Annotated in this window: 12 protein-coding genes and 1 pseudogene; 8 read left to right on the top strand and 5 right to left on the bottom strand. The window is 75.0% G+C overall.

The window, feature by feature from the left end:
• The 7 genes and pseudogenes from HIR71_RS05415 to HIR71_RS05385 all read left to right on the top strand — a co-directional run.
• Positions 1-598: pseudogene (locus HIR71_RS05415) on the top strand (hypothetical protein); the annotation flags it as partial.
• Complete coding sequence (locus HIR71_RS05410) at positions 595-2,097, top strand: GTPase (protein WP_169324028.1); 1,503 nt, start codon at positions 595-597, stop codon at positions 2,095-2,097. The pseudogene HIR71_RS05415 and the gene HIR71_RS05410, both read left to right, overlap by 4 nt.
• Positions 2,098-2,183: 86 nt before the next feature.
• The gene (locus HIR71_RS05405; protein WP_169324027.1) at positions 2,184-2,891 is read left to right on the top strand and encodes a single-stranded DNA-binding protein; all 708 of its coding nucleotides are present in this window, start codon (positions 2,184-2,186) and stop codon (positions 2,889-2,891) included.
• 86 nt (positions 2,892-2,977) lie between these two features.
• Positions 2,978-4,660, top strand: a complete 1,683-nt coding sequence (ettA, locus tag HIR71_RS05400) for an energy-dependent translational throttle protein EttA (RefSeq protein WP_169324026.1) — start codon at positions 2,978-2,980, stop codon at positions 4,658-4,660.
• Positions 4,661-4,673: 13 nt separating this feature from the next.
• Positions 4,674-6,650, top strand: a complete 1,977-nt coding sequence (locus tag HIR71_RS05395) for a P-loop NTPase family protein (RefSeq protein WP_169324025.1) — start codon at positions 4,674-4,676, stop codon at positions 6,648-6,650.
• Positions 6,647-8,233 (top strand): GTPase, encoded by a 1,587-nt coding sequence (locus tag HIR71_RS05390; RefSeq protein ID WP_169324024.1) that lies wholly within the window; start codon positions 6,647-6,649, stop codon positions 8,231-8,233. Before HIR71_RS05395 ends, HIR71_RS05390 begins: the two co-directional genes overlap by 4 nt.
• A gap of 86 nt (positions 8,234-8,319) precedes the next feature.
• Positions 8,320-8,877 (top strand): acyl-CoA thioesterase, encoded by a 558-nt coding sequence (locus HIR71_RS05385; RefSeq protein WP_169324023.1) that lies wholly within the window; start codon positions 8,320-8,322, stop codon positions 8,875-8,877.
• 26 nt (positions 8,878-8,903) lie between these two features.
• On the opposite strand, the gene HIR71_RS05380 is transcribed toward HIR71_RS05385, so the two are convergent.
• The 3 genes from HIR71_RS05380 to HIR71_RS05370 form a co-directional block, all read right to left on the bottom strand.
• Entirely contained in the window at positions 8,904-9,998 is a 1,095-nt protein-coding gene (locus HIR71_RS05380) for a DNA topoisomerase IB (RefSeq protein ID WP_169324022.1), read from the bottom strand.
• Positions 9,999-10,058: 60 nt separating this feature from the next.
• Complete coding sequence (locus tag HIR71_RS05375) at positions 10,059-10,937, bottom strand: acyl-CoA thioesterase (protein ID WP_169324021.1); 879 nt, start codon at positions 10,935-10,937, stop codon at positions 10,059-10,061.
• A gap of 61 nt (positions 10,938-10,998) precedes the next feature.
• Positions 10,999-11,403 carry a globin gene (locus tag HIR71_RS05370; RefSeq protein ID WP_169324020.1) on the bottom strand — a complete coding sequence of 135 codons (405 nt, stop codon included), beginning with the start codon at positions 11,401-11,403 and terminating at the stop codon, positions 10,999-11,001.
• Between the two features lie 110 nt (positions 11,404-11,513).
• On the opposite strand from HIR71_RS05370, the gene HIR71_RS16710 reads away from it, so the two are divergent.
• A complete protein-coding gene (locus HIR71_RS16710) occupies positions 11,514-11,774 on the top strand; it encodes an HPr family phosphocarrier protein (protein ID WP_169324019.1) in 261 nt (86 codons plus the stop codon).
• A 22-nt stretch (positions 11,775-11,796) separates the two neighbouring features.
• Here the strand turns inward: HIR71_RS16710 and ptsP are convergent, their stop codons facing one another.
• Together ptsP and HIR71_RS05355 are read right to left on the bottom strand one after the other, a co-directional pair.
• Positions 11,797-13,500 (bottom strand): phosphoenolpyruvate--protein phosphotransferase, encoded by a 1,704-nt coding sequence (ptsP, locus tag HIR71_RS05360; RefSeq protein ID WP_169324018.1) that lies wholly within the window; start codon positions 13,498-13,500, stop codon positions 11,797-11,799.
• A 1-nt stretch (position 13,501) separates the two neighbouring features.
• A complete protein-coding gene (locus HIR71_RS05355; protein WP_169324017.1) occupies positions 13,502-14,899 on the bottom strand; it encodes a PTS transporter subunit EIIC in 1,398 nt (465 codons plus the stop codon).
• Between the last annotated feature and the right edge of the window lie 96 nt (positions 14,900-14,995).

The following is a 14,995-nucleotide window of genomic DNA, read 5'->3' as shown; positions in this document are numbered from 1 at the left end:
GATCTTCTGGCGTGGGCTGCGGCGCACCGGGCGGGGTGGCGGGGCCGCGCTCGAGACGCTGGTCGGCGAGCTCGAGCGGTCGGCCGCGGCGAACCTCGAGGGCGCGGGCCGGGCAGCCGAGCACGCGTTGCGGGATCGGCTCGCGGCTCGGACCGCCCCGGCCGGCGGGCCTGCCCTGGTCGGCGCCTGGCCGGCCGCCGGCCGGGACGTGGACCGGCGCACCCGGGCCCGGGCGGGTGCGGCCGACTGGACGGCGATGGCGCAGCAGGCGGTGCACGTGCTCCGCTCCGCGCCCGACCCCGGGTCGGCGCGACGGGCGCAGCAGGCCGTCGACGCGCTGGGAGAACGCGGGCTCGCCGCGGTGGCGCTCGCCGCCGCGGCCGGTCTCGACCCTGCGGCCGTGGTCCTCGAGGCGTTGCTGGGCGACGACGCGGGGCTTGTGCGCGCCGCGTTGCAGGGCGCGCTCGTCGAGCGTGCCCAGGAGCAGGCGGCCCGCGAGGGCGCCGACCTGGTGTCGCGCCTCGACGGACCCGACCTCGCGCCCGACGCCGCGTCCCGGCTCCGCCTGCGCTTCGCCGTCCTGAAGGGGCTCACATGAGCGGCCGCGCCGCCCACCGCTCGGAGACCGCCGATCTCACGGGCCGCGTGGAGGCCCTCGAGCGGGCCCTCACGATCGCCGACGGGCGCGTGCCCGACGACGTCGCGGCGGGGGTCACCTCGGCACTCGTGGGGGTCCGCGAGCGGCTCGCGCTCGGCGTCGACCACACGATCGTCGCCCTGGTCGGCGGCACCGGCTCCGGCAAGTCCACCCTCTTCAACGCGATCTCGGGCCTCGACTTCGCGGACGTCGGCGTGCGGAGACCGACCACGTCCACCGTCGCCGCGTGCGTCTGGGGAGAGGCGGGCTCCGCGTTGCTGGACTGGCTCGGGATCGACGCCCACCGGCGCATCCAGCGCGAGAGCGAGCTCGACGCCGACTCCGAGGTGGCGCTGCGCGGGCTCGTGCTGCTGGACCTGCCGGACCACGACTCCATCGAGCCCTCGCACCGCGAGACGGTCGACCGGCTGCTGCCGATGGCCGACCTGCTGGTGTGGGTGGTCGATCCGCAGAAGTACGCCGACGACGCGCTGCACTCCGGGTACCTGCGTCGGCTGGCCGGCCACGAGTCGGCGATGGTCGTGGTGCTCAACCAGGTCGACACGGTTCCCGAGGACGTCCGGGGCAGGCTCCAGGCGGACGTCGAACGGCTCCTGCGCGAGGACGGCCTGGTCGGCGTGCGGGTGCTCCAGGCGTCGGCCCGGAGCGGCGGCGGGGTGCCCGAGCTACGCGCCCTGCTCGCGGGCGTCGTCGCGCAGCGCAGCATCGCGGCGGTGCGCGCCGGTGCCGAGGTCACGGATGCCGCGAACCTGATCGCGCGCGAGGTCGCGGCGCGCGAGCCGGCGCGGGCGGAGCTGCCCGAGCGCGAGGTCGTCGACACGCTCGCGCAGGCCGCCGGCCTGCCGGCGGTCGCCGACGCCGTCGAGGCGGTCGTGCGCGGCGGCGGGCGGACGGTCCCGGAGGCCGGCACGGTGCAGGAGGGGACGGTCGAGCTCGCGCGCGCGCGCTGGGTCTCGAGCGCCGTCGAGGGTCTTCCCGCCGCCTGGCAGCGCGCGCTCGACGAGCGGGTCGCGTCGGCCGACCGGCTGCGGCGCGCGGTCGCCGACCGGTTCGTGGACCTCCCGATCTCGACGGCGGGCTCGTCCGCCGCGGGGCTGCTGCGGGCGGGCGCCGGTGTCGCGCTGGTCGGCGCCGTCGTGGCCGCGGGCCTCGCGCTCGCGGACGTGGCGCCGCTCGTGCCCGTGGCGCTCGCGCTCGTGGCCCTGGGCGTGCTCCTGGGCGCGGCCTCCCACCTGGTCCGACGCCGCGACGCGCACGGCCGTGCCGAGCGGGTCCGGACCGCGGGGACGACCGCGCTCGAGGGCGTCGTGGCGCAGCTGCTGCTGGCGCCGACGCTCGAGGTGTGGGCCGAGCACCGCGAGGTGCGCGAGCTGACCACCGGCGCGGCGGTGCCCGACCCGACCTCAGCGGCGCGCGGCGCGAGCACGTCACCAGCCTGACCACCGGTCCCGGCACCGCCCGGGCGCCGACGCGCATCCTCCACCCACGGGCCGGCACCGGTCGGCTCGCCGGACGAGGAGGAACGATGAGCACCAACGAGCTGACGATGACGCTGGTCGGGTGGGTCGCGACGGAGCCGCGGCAGTACACGGGGGCGGGGACCACGCCGTTCGCGAGCTTCCGGATGGCGAGCACGCGGCGGTACTTCGACCGCGCGCAGAACACGTGGGTGGACGGCCGGACCGAGTGGTTCACGGTCAAGGCGTGGCGGCAGCAGGCGCTCAACGTCGCCGCGTCGTTGCGCAAGGGCGACCCCGTGCTGGTGCACGGCCGGCTCGGCACCGAGGAGTGGACCGCGCCCGAGGGGACCCGGACGTCGCTCGTGCTCGAGGCGCTCGCCATCGGGCCGGACCTCACGTTCGGGCAGGCGAGGTTCGCCCGGACCGTGCACGTGGCCGGGGGAGCGGAAGGGGGAGACAGCCAGCGCGGTGCGGACGACCAGCGTGGTCCGGACGACCAGCGCGGTGCGGACGACCAGCGCGGTGCGGACGCCCAGCCCGACGCCGAGCCGGAGGCCGGTGCGACGCCCGACGGGTCGCCGGGGTACCCCGCGGCGATCGACCCGTGGGCCACGGCGGCCGCGCCGGAGATCGCGGGCTCGGCCGTCGACGACGCGACCACGGCCGTCGACGAGCGCGCCACCGAGGCGGAGGCCGAGGACCCCTCGGCAGCGGACACGACCACGACCGGCAAGCGAGGCGCGAAGAGCCTCGCTCTGAGCGGGAGCAGGTGATCGCCTAGGCTGGGGAGCTGATCGCCGCCCGCCCCGCGCGGGCGGGCGGACCCCCACCATCGAGCGCTAGGGCGGACGAGTAGCCAGTGGCTGAGTTCATCTACACCATGTACAAGGCGCGCAAGGCGCACGGCGACAAGGTCATCCTCGACGACGTCACCCTGAACTTCCTGCCCGGCGCCAAGATCGGTGTGGTCGGCCCCAACGGTGCCGGCAAGTCGACGATCCTCAAGATCATGGCGGGCCTCGAGCAGCCCTCGAACGGTGAGGCGCGGCTGTCCCCGGGGTACAGCGTCGGCATCCTGCTGCAGGAGCCGCCGCTCAACGAGGAGAAGACCGTGCTCGGCAACGTCGAGGAGGGTGTCGCCGAGATCAAGCGCAAGCTCGACCGGTTCAACGAGATCTCGGCGCTCATGGCCGAGCCGGACGCCGACTTCGACACGCTGCTCGCCGAGATGGGCCAGCTCCAGGAGGAGATCGACGCGGCGAACGCCTGGGACCTCGACGCCCAGCTCGAGCAGGCCATGGACGCGCTGCGGTGCCCGCCGCCGGACGCCGACGTGTCGGTGCTGTCCGGTGGCGAGCGCCGTCGGGTCGCGCTGTGCAAGCTGCTGCTCGAGAAGCCCGACCTCCTCCTGCTCGACGAGCCCACCAACCACCTCGACGCCGAGAGCGTGCTCTGGCTCGAGCAGCACCTGTCGCAGTACGCGGGCGCGATCCTCGCGGTCACGCACGACCGGTACTTCCTCGACCACGTCGCCGAGTGGATCTGCGAGGTCGACCGCGGACGCCTGTACCCCTACGAGGGGAACTACTCCACGTACCTGGAGAAGAAGGAGGCGCGTCTGCAGGTCCAGGGCAAGAAGGACGCGAAGCTCGCCAAGCGCCTGCGCGAGGAGCTCGAGTGGGTCCGGTCCAACGCGAAGGGCAGGCAGACCAAGTCGCGCGCACGCCTCGCGCGGTACGAGGAGATGGCCGCCGAGGCGGACCGCACCCGGAAGCTCGACTTCGAGGAGATCCAGATCCCGCCGGGCCCGCGCCTCGGCAACCTGGTGATCGAGGCCACGAAGCTCGAGAAGGGCTTCGACGGCCGCCAGCTGATCAACGACCTCTCGTTCACGCTGCCGCGCAACGGCATCGTCGGGGTGATCGGCCCGAACGGCGTCGGCAAGACGACGCTCTTCAAGACGATCGTGGGGCTCGAGCCGCTGGACGGCGGCGAGCTCAAGATCGGCGACACCGTCAAGATCTCCTACGTCGACCAGTCGCGTGGCGGGATCGACCCGAAGAAGACGCTCTTCGAGGTCGTCTCCGACGGGCTCGACTACATCAAGGTCGGGAACGTCGAGATGCCGTCGCGTGCGTACGTGGCCGCGTTCGGCTTCAAGGGTCCCGACCAGCAGAAGCCGGCCGGCGTCCTCTCGGGCGGTGAGCGCAACCGCCTGAACCTCGCGCTCACCCTCAAGCAGGGCGGCAACCTGCTCCTGCTCGACGAGCCCACCAACGACCTCGACGTCGAGACCCTGGGCTCGCTCGAGAACGCCCTCCTCGAGTTCCCGGGCTGCGCCGTCGTGGTGTCCCACGACCGCTGGTTCCTCGACCGGGTCGCGACGCACATCCTCGCGTACGAGGGCACCGACGCGGACCCGGCGCAGTGGTACTGGTTCGAGGGCAACTTCGCGTCCTACGAGGAGAACAAGGTCGAACGGCTCGGCGCGGACGCCGCACGTCCGCACCGCGTGACCTACCGCAAGCTCACGCGGGACTGACGGAGCCGGCTCGGTGGAACCGGGGGAGCACGGGCCTGACGCCGAGCTCGTGGCTGCCCTCGTCGCCCTCCGGGCGGCCGTCGGCGAGGTCCGGCTGCCGCTCGAGCTCGCGGAGGCGCCTCACCAGCGGTTGCAGCGGGCGCAGGTGCTCGACCAGCTCGACGACTACCTGCTCCCGCGGGCGCGCGCGGCCGGGGCGCCCCTGCTCGTCGTCGTCGGGGGGTCGACCGGTGCCGGCAAGTCGACCCTGGTGAACTCGCTCCTCGGCGAGCAGGTGAGCCAGGCGGGCGTGCTGCGCCCGACGACGCGCGCACCCGTCCTCGTGCACCACCCGCTCGACACCGGCTGGTTCCGGGGCGACCGGGTGCTGCCCGGCCTCGCGCGGATCACCGGCACCGGCGCGGTCGACGGGGCGGGCGCGCTGCGTCTCGTCGCGTCGCAGGCCGTCCCGCCCGGCCTCGCGCTGCTCGACGCGCCCGACATCGACTCCGTCGTGCAGGATAACCGGCGGCTCGCGACCCAGCTGCTCGGCGCCGCCGACCTCTGGCTGTTCGTCACGACGGCCGCGCGGTACGCCGACGCCGTCCCGTGGGACCTGCTCGAGGCGGCCGAGCGTCGGCACACCGAGCTGGCCCTGGTCCTCGACCGGGTCGACCCGGGGACGGAAGGCCCCGTGCGCGCGCACCTCGAGCAGATGCTCGCCGAGCACGGGCTCGGCAGCGCGCCCGTGCTGCTCGTCGCCGAGGCACCGCTCGAGGACGGCCTCCTGCCCGAGCACGTCGTGGCGCCCGTCGCCGACTGGTTGACCGCGTTGGGCGCCGACCCGGCCGAGCGGGCGGCCGCCATCACGCGGACGCGGGAGGGCACGACGGCCGACCTGCTCGTGCGCGCGCGCGGGCTCGCGGACGCGGCCGACGCGCAGCGGGCCGCAGACGGTCGCCTGCGGGCGATGGTCGCGACGCCGTACAACGACGCGCTCGAGACGGTGCTGCGGGCGACGTCCGACGGCACGATGCTCCGCGGCGAGGTGCTCGCGCGCTGGCAGGACGTCGTGGGCACAGGGGAGTTCTTCCGCGCGGTCGAGACGCGCGTGGGCTGGCTCCGGGATCGGCTCACGGCGGCGATCCGGGGCCGCGGAGCTCCCGAGCCCGAGCTCGCGACCGCCATCGGGCACGGGCTCGAGGCCGTCGTGCTCGACGCCGCCGAGGACGCGGCCGGGCGTGCTCACGCCGCGTGGCACGCGGACCCCGCCGGGGCTGCGCTGCTCGGCGGCCTCCAGCTCGCCCGGGGCTCGTCGGACCTGCGCGCCCGCGTGGCCGGCGAGATCCGGGCCTGGCAGTCGGACGTCCTCGAGCTGGTCGCCGAGGAGGGCGCGAGCAAGCGATCGACCGCGCGTGTGCTCTCCTTCGGCGTCAACGGGCTGGGCGCCGCGCTCATGGTCGCGGTGTTCGCGTCGACCGGCGGGCTCACGGGCGCGGAGATCGGTATCGCCGGTGGCTCGGCACTCCTCGCCCAGCGGGTGCTCGAGGCCGTCTTCGGCGACGACGCCGTGCGTCAGCTGACGCGCACGGCGCACGAGCGGCTCGCCGTCCGGATCCGCGGCGTCCTCGCCGGGCAGTCCGAGCGCTACACGGTGCAGCTCGACGCGCTGGGGACGGCGCACGCGAGCGGGACCGAGCTGAGGCAGGCCGCCGACCGGGTGGCCCGCGCGATGGTGCGGCTCCAGGAGGCTGTCGGGGGCGGGGAGGGGGCTGGGGCCGGGACCGGGACGCCGACCGCGGGCGCGGCCGTGCCCGGGACCGCGCGGGGTGCGCTGCGTGGGGCCGGTGCCGGGCGACCGGCCCCCGTCACGCCGGACCGCGACGCACCGACACGGCGGGGGACCGGCGCCGGCGCCCGGGCCGACAGCGGAGCGACCACGGAGTCGTCCGGCGACGGGGGGCTCCGCGGCTGGTGGCGTCGGCTGCTGCGCGGCCCGGAGGACCGGTGAGTCGCCGCGAGCCGGACCTCGCCGCGCGGGTCGCTGCGCTCGAGACCGCCGTCGAGGCCGGGACCGGTCGGCTGCCCGAGGCGGACCTCGAACGGGCGCGCGGGGTCGTCGCGCACGCGCAGCAGCGGCTCGCCCTGTCACCCGACCACACGGTCGTCGCGCTCGCCGGCTCGACCGGATCGGGCAAGTCGTCGTTGCTCAACGCGATGGCGGGGGAGCGGATCGCGGAGCCGGGCATCACCCGTCCCACGACCGGCTTCCCCTCGGCGGCGGTCTGGGGGCCCGACGGCTCCGCCAACCTGCTCGACTGGCTCGGCGTCGACGCGCGCCGGCACCTCGACGGCGTGGGAGCGGTGCCCACCGGACTCGTGCTCCTCGACCTGCCGGACCACGACTCCGTGGTGGTCGAGCACCGCCTGCGCGCCGAACGGCTGCTCGAGCGCGTCGACCTGCTCGTCTGGGTCGCGGACCCGCAGAAGTACGCCGACGCCGCGCTGCACGAGCGGTACCTGCGCCCGCTCGCGACCCACGCCGACGTCATGGTCCTGGCGCTCAACCAGGTCGACCGGCTCAGCGCCACCGAGCGGGACCGGTGCGTCGCCGACCTGCGCCGCCTCGCTGCCGAGGACGGGCTGGGCGCCGTACCGGTGCTCGCGGTCTCCGCGACGACGGGCGAGGGCGTGGACGAGCTGCGTGGCCTCCTGTCCGAGGCCGCCCGGAAGCGGCGGGCGGCGACTGCGCGGCTCACGGCCGACGTCCGTGCCGAGGCCGCGCGTCTCGTGGCGGCCTGCGGCGATGCCGTCCCGCCCGTGGTGCACCGCGCCGCACGCGAGGACCTCGTGACCGCGCTCGAGGAGGCCGCGGGCGTCCGCACCGTGGTCGACGCCGTCCGCGGCTCGGCGCGCGCTCGCGCCAGAGCCGCCACCGGGTGGCCGGTGACGCGCTGGCTCGGCCGGTTCCGACCCGACCCGTTGCGCCGGCTGCACCTCGACCGTGACGTCCGCCGGCCCGACCTGGCCCGCACGTCGTTGCCGGCGGCCGGGGCGGCGAGCCGCGCCCGGGCCGCGAACGCGGTCCGCGACTTCACCGACGCGGCCACGGCCGGCGCGCCCGACGCCTGGGTCCTCGCGGCCCGGGCGCGCACGTCGGCCGACGGGCTCGCGGACGCGCTCGACCAGGCCGTCGCCGGGACGCGCCTGGACGCCGAGCGGCGGCCGGTGTGGTGGCGCGCGGTCGGCGCGGTCCAGTGGCTCCTGCTCGCGGCGCTCGTGGGCGGCCTCCTGTGGCTCGCCGGGCTCGCCGTGCTGGCGTACCTGCGGCTGCCTGAGCCGCCCACCCCGCAGTGGTGGGACTTCCCGGCGCCGACGGTGCTCGCCGTCGGTGGCGCCGTCGGGGGGATCCTGCTGGCGGCCTTCTCGCGGATCGCCGCTGCCCTCGGTGCGCGGCGCCGAGCGGCTCGCGCGCGCACCCGGCTGCGTGCCGCCGTCGGGCAGGTCGCGGACGGCCGCGTGGTCGGTCCGGTGAGCGAGGAGATAGGGGCGCTCGAGCGGTGCCGGTCCGGCGCCCGCACGGCGGCAACATGACTCGGGCACCATGACTCGGGCATCATCACTCCCGGCCGTCGGCCAGGAACCGCGGACGCCATGACGACACGGGAGGTGGGCCGGCGATGACTCGGCTCAGGGTGCCGGTCCAGCTGCGCTGGTCGGACATGGACGCCTACGGGCACATCAACAACGTCGAGATGTTCCGCGTCCTCGAGGAGGCGCGCATCGCGGCGTTCTGGGTGCACCCCAGCCCGCCCGCCGACGGCGTCTGGCCCACGGCCGTGATCGACGCCGGCCCGGACGCGCCCACGACGACGCTCGTGGCCCGGCAGGAGATCGAGTACGTCCGGCAGCTGGAGTACCGACGCACGCCCATCATCGTCGAGCTGTGGATCGGTCACCTGGGTGGCGCGAGCCTCGACGTCTGCTACGAGGTAGTCGACGGGGACCTGCCGGGCGGGTCGGCGGCCGACGTCGTCCCGTCGGACGCGACCTCGGACGGGTCCGAGCGGGCGTCACCGCGCCGGGTGCCGTACGCGCGCGCCACGACCACGCTGGTGCTGTTCGACCCGGCGACCGGGTCACCGCGGCGGATCACGCCCCAGGAGCGCGAGTCGTGGACGCCGTACCTCGGTCCGATGGTCGAGATCCGCCGGCGCGGGGGCCGCGACGCAGGTTGACGCGTCGGCACGACGGCGAGTGCGGCTCAGGACGCCTTGGCGGTGGCCCCTGGTCGCGTCGTCGACGTCGCCCGTCCCGGCGCCGACCGCTCCGCCGGGGCAGCGGCCCTGGCCGCGGCCGCCTGCGACGGTCCCGAGAGCAGCTCGAGCACGGCGCGCTCGGCGACGGACTGCGACCGGGTCACCGGGATGCGCTCCTCGCGCTCCCACAGCTCGACGAGCCGCGGGTCGATGTAGGAAGCGCGGCACACCGCGGGCGTGTTGCCGAGCGCGTCGGCGACGTCCCGCACGACCGCGGTGACGACGCGCCGACGTGCGCGGTCCGACGACGGCGGCGGGCCGGCAGCCGCCAGACCCTGCGCCGCCAGCACGGTCGCGTGCCAGGTCCGGAAGTCCTTGGGGCTGGCGTCCTCGCCGAGCAGCTCCTTGACGTAGGACGTCACGTCGGCGCTCGTGATGTCGCGCCACACCGGACCCTCGCGCCACGCGAGGAGCTCGACGCCGGGACTGCGTCGGCGCCGCAGCGTGGCCACGAGCTGCGCGACCTCCTCGTCCTCCACCAGGACGTCACGCACCTGGCCCGACTTCGCGGGGTAGGTGAAGTGGACCGCGACCGGCGAGCCCGCACCACCACGGACGCGGACGTGCTCGCGGCGCAGCGTGGCGAGCCCGTAGCTGCCGTTGGTGCGCGCGTACGTCTCGTTCCCGGCGCGGAAGTAGGCGAGGTCCAGCAGCCGGAACGCCAGCGCGAGCGACTTCGTGCGCGGCCAGCCGTCCTGCGCGAGGTCCGCTGCCGCGCGTCGGCGTGCCCGGGGCAGCCGGCGCGCGACATCGAGCACGTGGTCGTGCTTGGCGCGGTCCCGTCGCGCGCGCCACTGCACGTGGTACAGGTACTGCCGGCGTCCGGCGTCGTCGAGCCCGGCCGCCTGGATGTGCCCGTTGGCGTGCGGGCAGATCCAGACGTCGGTCCAGGCCGGCGGGATCGCGAGCGCGCGGATCCGCGCGAGGACGTCCTCGTCGACCAGCCGCGCGCCGTCCGAGGCGAGGTAGACGAAGCCTCGCCCGGAGCGCCGTCGGCGCCAGCCGGGACCCTCGATGCTGACCCTGCGCAGCCGTGGCATGCGCCGAGTGTGCCTGCGGCGGGGCCGCGCCGCGCGTCGAACCGGCCCGGTCCGGCGCCGTCAGAGCGGGAGCCGGACCATGCCCTCCTGGGCGATCGTCGCGACGAGCCGGCCGTCCTGCGTGAAGACCTCGGCGGTGGCGAGGCCGCGCCCACCCTGCGCGCTCGGCGAGCGCTGGGCGTACAGCAGCCACTCGTCGACGCGCGCCGGCCGGTGCCACCACATCGCGTGGTCGAGGCTGGCCATGGACAGCCCGGGGGAGACCCAGCTCTGGCCGTGCTTGCGCAGGATCGACTCGAGCATCACCTGGTCGCACGCGTACGCCATGAGCGCACGGTGCAGCAGCTGGTCGTCCGGCACCGGGCCGCGTGCGCGGATCCAGACCAGCTGGCGGTCCGTTCGCACCTTGGCGGGGCCGACGAAGATCGACTCGTCGACGTGGCGCAGGTCGAACGCCGCCTGCTGGATCCAGAACTGCGCGATCGGGTGGTCGATCGGCCCGAGCACGTCGCGGGCCGAGACCACCTCGTCGGGCGGCGGGGCGTCGGGCATCGGGTCGGCGTGCTCGAGCCCCTCCTGCTGCTCCTGGAACGACGTGCTCATCGTGAGGATCGGTCGGTCGTTCTGGAGCGCGTGCGTGCGCCGCGCGCTGAACGAGCGTCCGTCGCGCAGGCGCTCGACCGCGAACGAGATGGGCCGGTCGGCGTCGCCCGGGCGCAGGAAGTAGGCGTGCAGCGAGTGCGGGAGCCGCTCCGGCCCGACCGTCCGGCCCGACGCCAGGAGCGCCTGGGCCAGGACCTGGCCGCCGAAGACCCGTCCGTGCGGCTGCGGGAGGCTCGAGCCGGTGAAGCGGTCGTCCGCACCGGGCCCCGGCTCCGGCGAGAGCTCGAGCATGGCCAGCAGCCGCGCCATGGGGTCGTGGGCCAGGGCGTGCGTCATGGGCACAGACTTCCCGGTCAGAGGGTCCGAACGCGAATCCGACACGGGGTCGCGCTGCACCTCAGTCGTCGAACGTGTTGACGAGCGAGTGGGCGGCCCGCTCGAGGTAGTCCCAGAGCTGCGCCTGGTGCAGCGGCGCGAGCCCGAGCGAGTCGACCGCGGTGCGCATGTGCGCGAGCCAGCGGTCGCGGGCCAGCGGGTTCACCTTGAACGGCGCGTGCCGCATGCGCAGCCGGGGGTGCCCGCGCTGCTCGGAGTACGTCGTCGGCCCGCCCCAGTACTGCTCGAGGAACATCGTCAGCCGCACCTTGGCCGGCCCGAGGTCCTCCTCGGGGTACATCGGGCGAAGGATCTCGTCGTCGGCCACGCCCTCGTAGAAGACGTCGACGAGCCGTTCGAAGGTCTCGTGGCCCCCGATGACGGCGTAGAAGGAGTCGGCACGGTCGATGCTGGTCACGCGGCCCATTGTCCCATCACGCCGACGGCGTCCCGTCGGCGTGCCCGGGCACGCGGGACCGCAGTGGTGGGCGCTACCGTCGTCCGGACCAGAGCCGGCCCGATCCACCAGGAGTCACCGTGCCCCACCGTCGTGTCACGATCGCCATCGCCGAGGGGCTGCACGCGCGGCCGGCCGCCCTCTTCGTCAAGCTCGCGAGCGAGCAGCCCGCGAAGGTCACGATCCGCACGGACGACTCGGAGCCGGTCGACTCGGACAGCATCCTGGGCGTGATGACGCTCGGCGCGGGCGCGGGGGACGTCGTCGTGCTCGACGCCGACGGCGCGGGCGCCGACGAGTCGCTCGACGCGCTCGAGACCTACCTGACGACCGCCGGCTGACCGCCCGACCGACACGCCCGCGTCATAGGCCCAGATCCTCCAGGACCGGGAGGCGGCCGCGCACCGCCGCGCGGCCGTCGTCGGCGGTCTCGGCGTCGACGGCGGTCCGCGCCAGCGCCCGGCACTCCTCGAGCGTGACCGACTCGAGCACCGCCGCGACGTCGGGCAGCGCGCGCGGGGACATCGAGAGCGTCGCGACGCCCAGGCCGACGAGCACGACGGCGAACGCGGGGTCCGCGGCCGACTCGCCGCACACCCCCACGGGACGGCCCTGCTGCGCACCGCCGCGGCACGTCGCGGCGATCAGCTGGACGACGGCGGGCTGCCAGTGGGTCTGGAGCGGTGCGAGCTCCCCGAGGAGGCGGTCGGCCGCCATCGCGTACTGCGTGAGGTCGTTGGTGCCGATGCTCGCGAAGTCGGCGCGCGCCAGGATCTGGCCCGACTGCAGCGCCGCGCTCGGGACCTCGACCATCACGCCGGCCGTCGTCAGCCCGTGCGCCGTGCACCGCGCGACGAACTCCTCGGTCTCCGACGTCGTGGCGACCATGGGCGCCATGACCCAGACCTCGGCGGTCTCGGCCTGCGCCGCCTGCGCGATCGCGGCGAGCTGGTCCTCGAGCACCTGCGGGTCGCGCGACGCCGTCCGCAGACCTCGCACGCCCAGCGCCGGGTTCGGCTCCTGCGTGTTGGTGAGGAACGGCAAGGGCTTGTCGGCCCCGGCGTCGAGCGTGCGCACGACCACCTTCTTGCCCGGGAAGGCGGCGAGCACCTGGCGGTACTGCGCGACCTGCTCCTCGATCGACGGTGCCTCGGTGCGGTCGAGGAAGCAGAACTCCGTCCGGAACAGGCCCACCCCCTCGGCGCCGGCGTCCGCCGCCGCCTGGGCGCCGTCGGGCGCGCCGACGTTGGCCAGCAGCGGCACCGCGTGCCCGTCGCTGGTCCGTCCGTTCCCGCCGAACGTCCGCACGCGCGCGGCGAGCTCGGCCGCGCGCGCGACCTGCTCCTCGGTGGGGTCGAGGGTCACCGAGCCCGCGGCGCCGTCGACCAGTACCTGCGTCCCCTCCGGGATCGCCTCGGTCGCACCCGCCGCCCCGACCACGGCCGGGATGCCGAGCGCGCGCGCGAGGATCGCCGTGTGGGACGTCGGCCCGCCCTCGCTCGTGACGATCGCGACGACGCGCGCCGGGTCGAGCGTGGCCGTGTCGGCAGGGGCGAGGTCGGTGGCGAGGAGGACGAACGGGTGGCCCGGGTCGGGGACCCCGGGGGCCGGCCGGCCGGTCAGCGCCGCGACGAGGCGGTTGCGCACGTCGGCGACGTCGCGCGTGCGTTCGGCCATGTAGCCGCCGAGGGAGGCCAGCTGGTCGATGACCTTGCCCGCCGCGGCCCACACGGCCGACGGCGGGTCCCGACGCTCGGCGGTGACCAGCTTCTGGGCGCTCTTCACGAGCGTCGGGTCGGCCGCCATCATGGCCGTCGTCTCGAGCACCTCGCGCCCGGTCCCGCTCGCCCGCTCGGCGGCCTCCTGCAGGGCCGCCTGCACCTCCGCGGACGCCTCGGCGATCCGCTGCGCCGCCGCGGTGACGTCGTCGTCCGCCGTCAGTGTGGCGCCCGCGGGCGGCTCGGGCACCGGGTCCGGCATCCGCACGACGACGCCGGCCGCCCGGCCTGGGCTCACGCCCAGGCCGGAGACCACCCGCTGGGACCCCGCCCCCTGTGTCGCGGTCATGTCAGCGCGACGCGGTGCCCGTGGCGGGTCCGCTGCCGGGGTTGCCGCGGCCCGGGTCGGCCGAGGTGTCGGCCGCCGTGGTGGTCGAGCCGGTGGCGGTCGCACCCACCCTGTCGTCGGCGGCGGGCTGGTCCACGAGCGCGCTGTCGGTGTCCGCGGCGCCGCCCTCCTCCTCACGGCCCGGGGTGCGCAGGTTCCACCTCGTGATCACGAACCGGAAGAGGAAGTAGTAGACGACGCCGTAGCCGAGGCCGACGAGCAGCAGGAGGAGGGGCTTCTGGGCGATGTTGAAGTTCAGCAGGTAGTCGATCGCGCCCGCGGAGAACCCGAAGCCCGCGTGGATGTCGAGCGCGTTGACCAGCGCGAGCGACGTGCCGGTGAGGATCGCGTGGATCACGTAGAGCGGGTAGGCGACGTACACGAACGCGAACTCGAGCGGCTCGGTCACGCCGGTGACGAACGAGACGAGCGCGGCCGAACCCATGATGCCCGCGATGACCTTGCGCTTGCCCGGCTTGGCGGTGTGCACGAAGGCGAGTGCGGCCGCCGGCAGCGCGAACATCATGATCGGGAAGAAGCCGGTCATGAAGGTGCCGGCGGTCGGGTCGCCGTTGAGGAAGCGCGCGATGTCGCCCTGCCAGACCTCGCCGTTGGCGTCGGTGAACTCGCCGAACTGGAACCACGGCAGCGAGTTGAGCAGGTGGTGCAGGCCGAACGGGACGAGCAGCCGGTTGGCCGTGCCGTAGACGAAGGCGCCGAGGATCGTCGAGCCGGTCACCCACTCGCCGATGGCTGTGATGCCGGCGTCGAACACCGGGTAGACCAGGGCGCCGATCATGGCGACGACGATCGCCATCCCGGCCGTGACGATCGGGACGAACCGGCGCCCGCCGAAGAAGGCGAGGTAGGGCGGCAGCTTGATCCGGTAGTACTTCTGGTACAGGAGCGCCGCGACCAGACCCATGACGATGCCGCCGAGCACCCCGTAGTTGATGAGCACCTGGGTCTCGCCCTCGGCCGCCTCACCCAGCACGTAGGGCGACAGGGCATCGGAGACGCCCTTGAAGACGAGGTAGCCGATGAGCGCCGCCAGCCCGGTCGAGCCGTCCGACTTCCGCGCGTAGCCGACCGCGACGCCGAGCGCGAACAGCAGCGGCAGGTTGGCGAACAGCGCGTTGCCCGCCGCGCCGAGGGTCGCGGCGACCGGCAGGAGCCAGTCGCCCCAGGCGCCGGCGAGCCCGTCGGCGCCGAGCATGTCCGACTGCCCGAGCCGCAGCAACAGGGCCGCGGCGGGGAGCGAGGCGATCGGCAGCATCAGCGAGCGGCCGACCCGCTGCATCTGCGCGAGGCCCGGGATGGGCCTCTTCTCCCGCACCTCAGGGGCGGTGGTAGCGGTCATGGCGTGTGCACTCCTCGGCGTCGTTGGCGGGCTCGCACAGATGTCTGGACCAGTCGATCCACACCATGGTGGAATGGCGCATCCGGTGTCAAGGAC

This window comes from Cellulomonas fimi (genome assembly GCF_012952065.1).
Taxonomy (GTDB): Bacteria; Actinomycetota; Actinomycetes; order Actinomycetales; family Cellulomonadaceae; genus Pengzhenrongella; species Pengzhenrongella fimi_A.
This window is presented reverse-complemented; position numbering and strand designations above follow the sequence as displayed.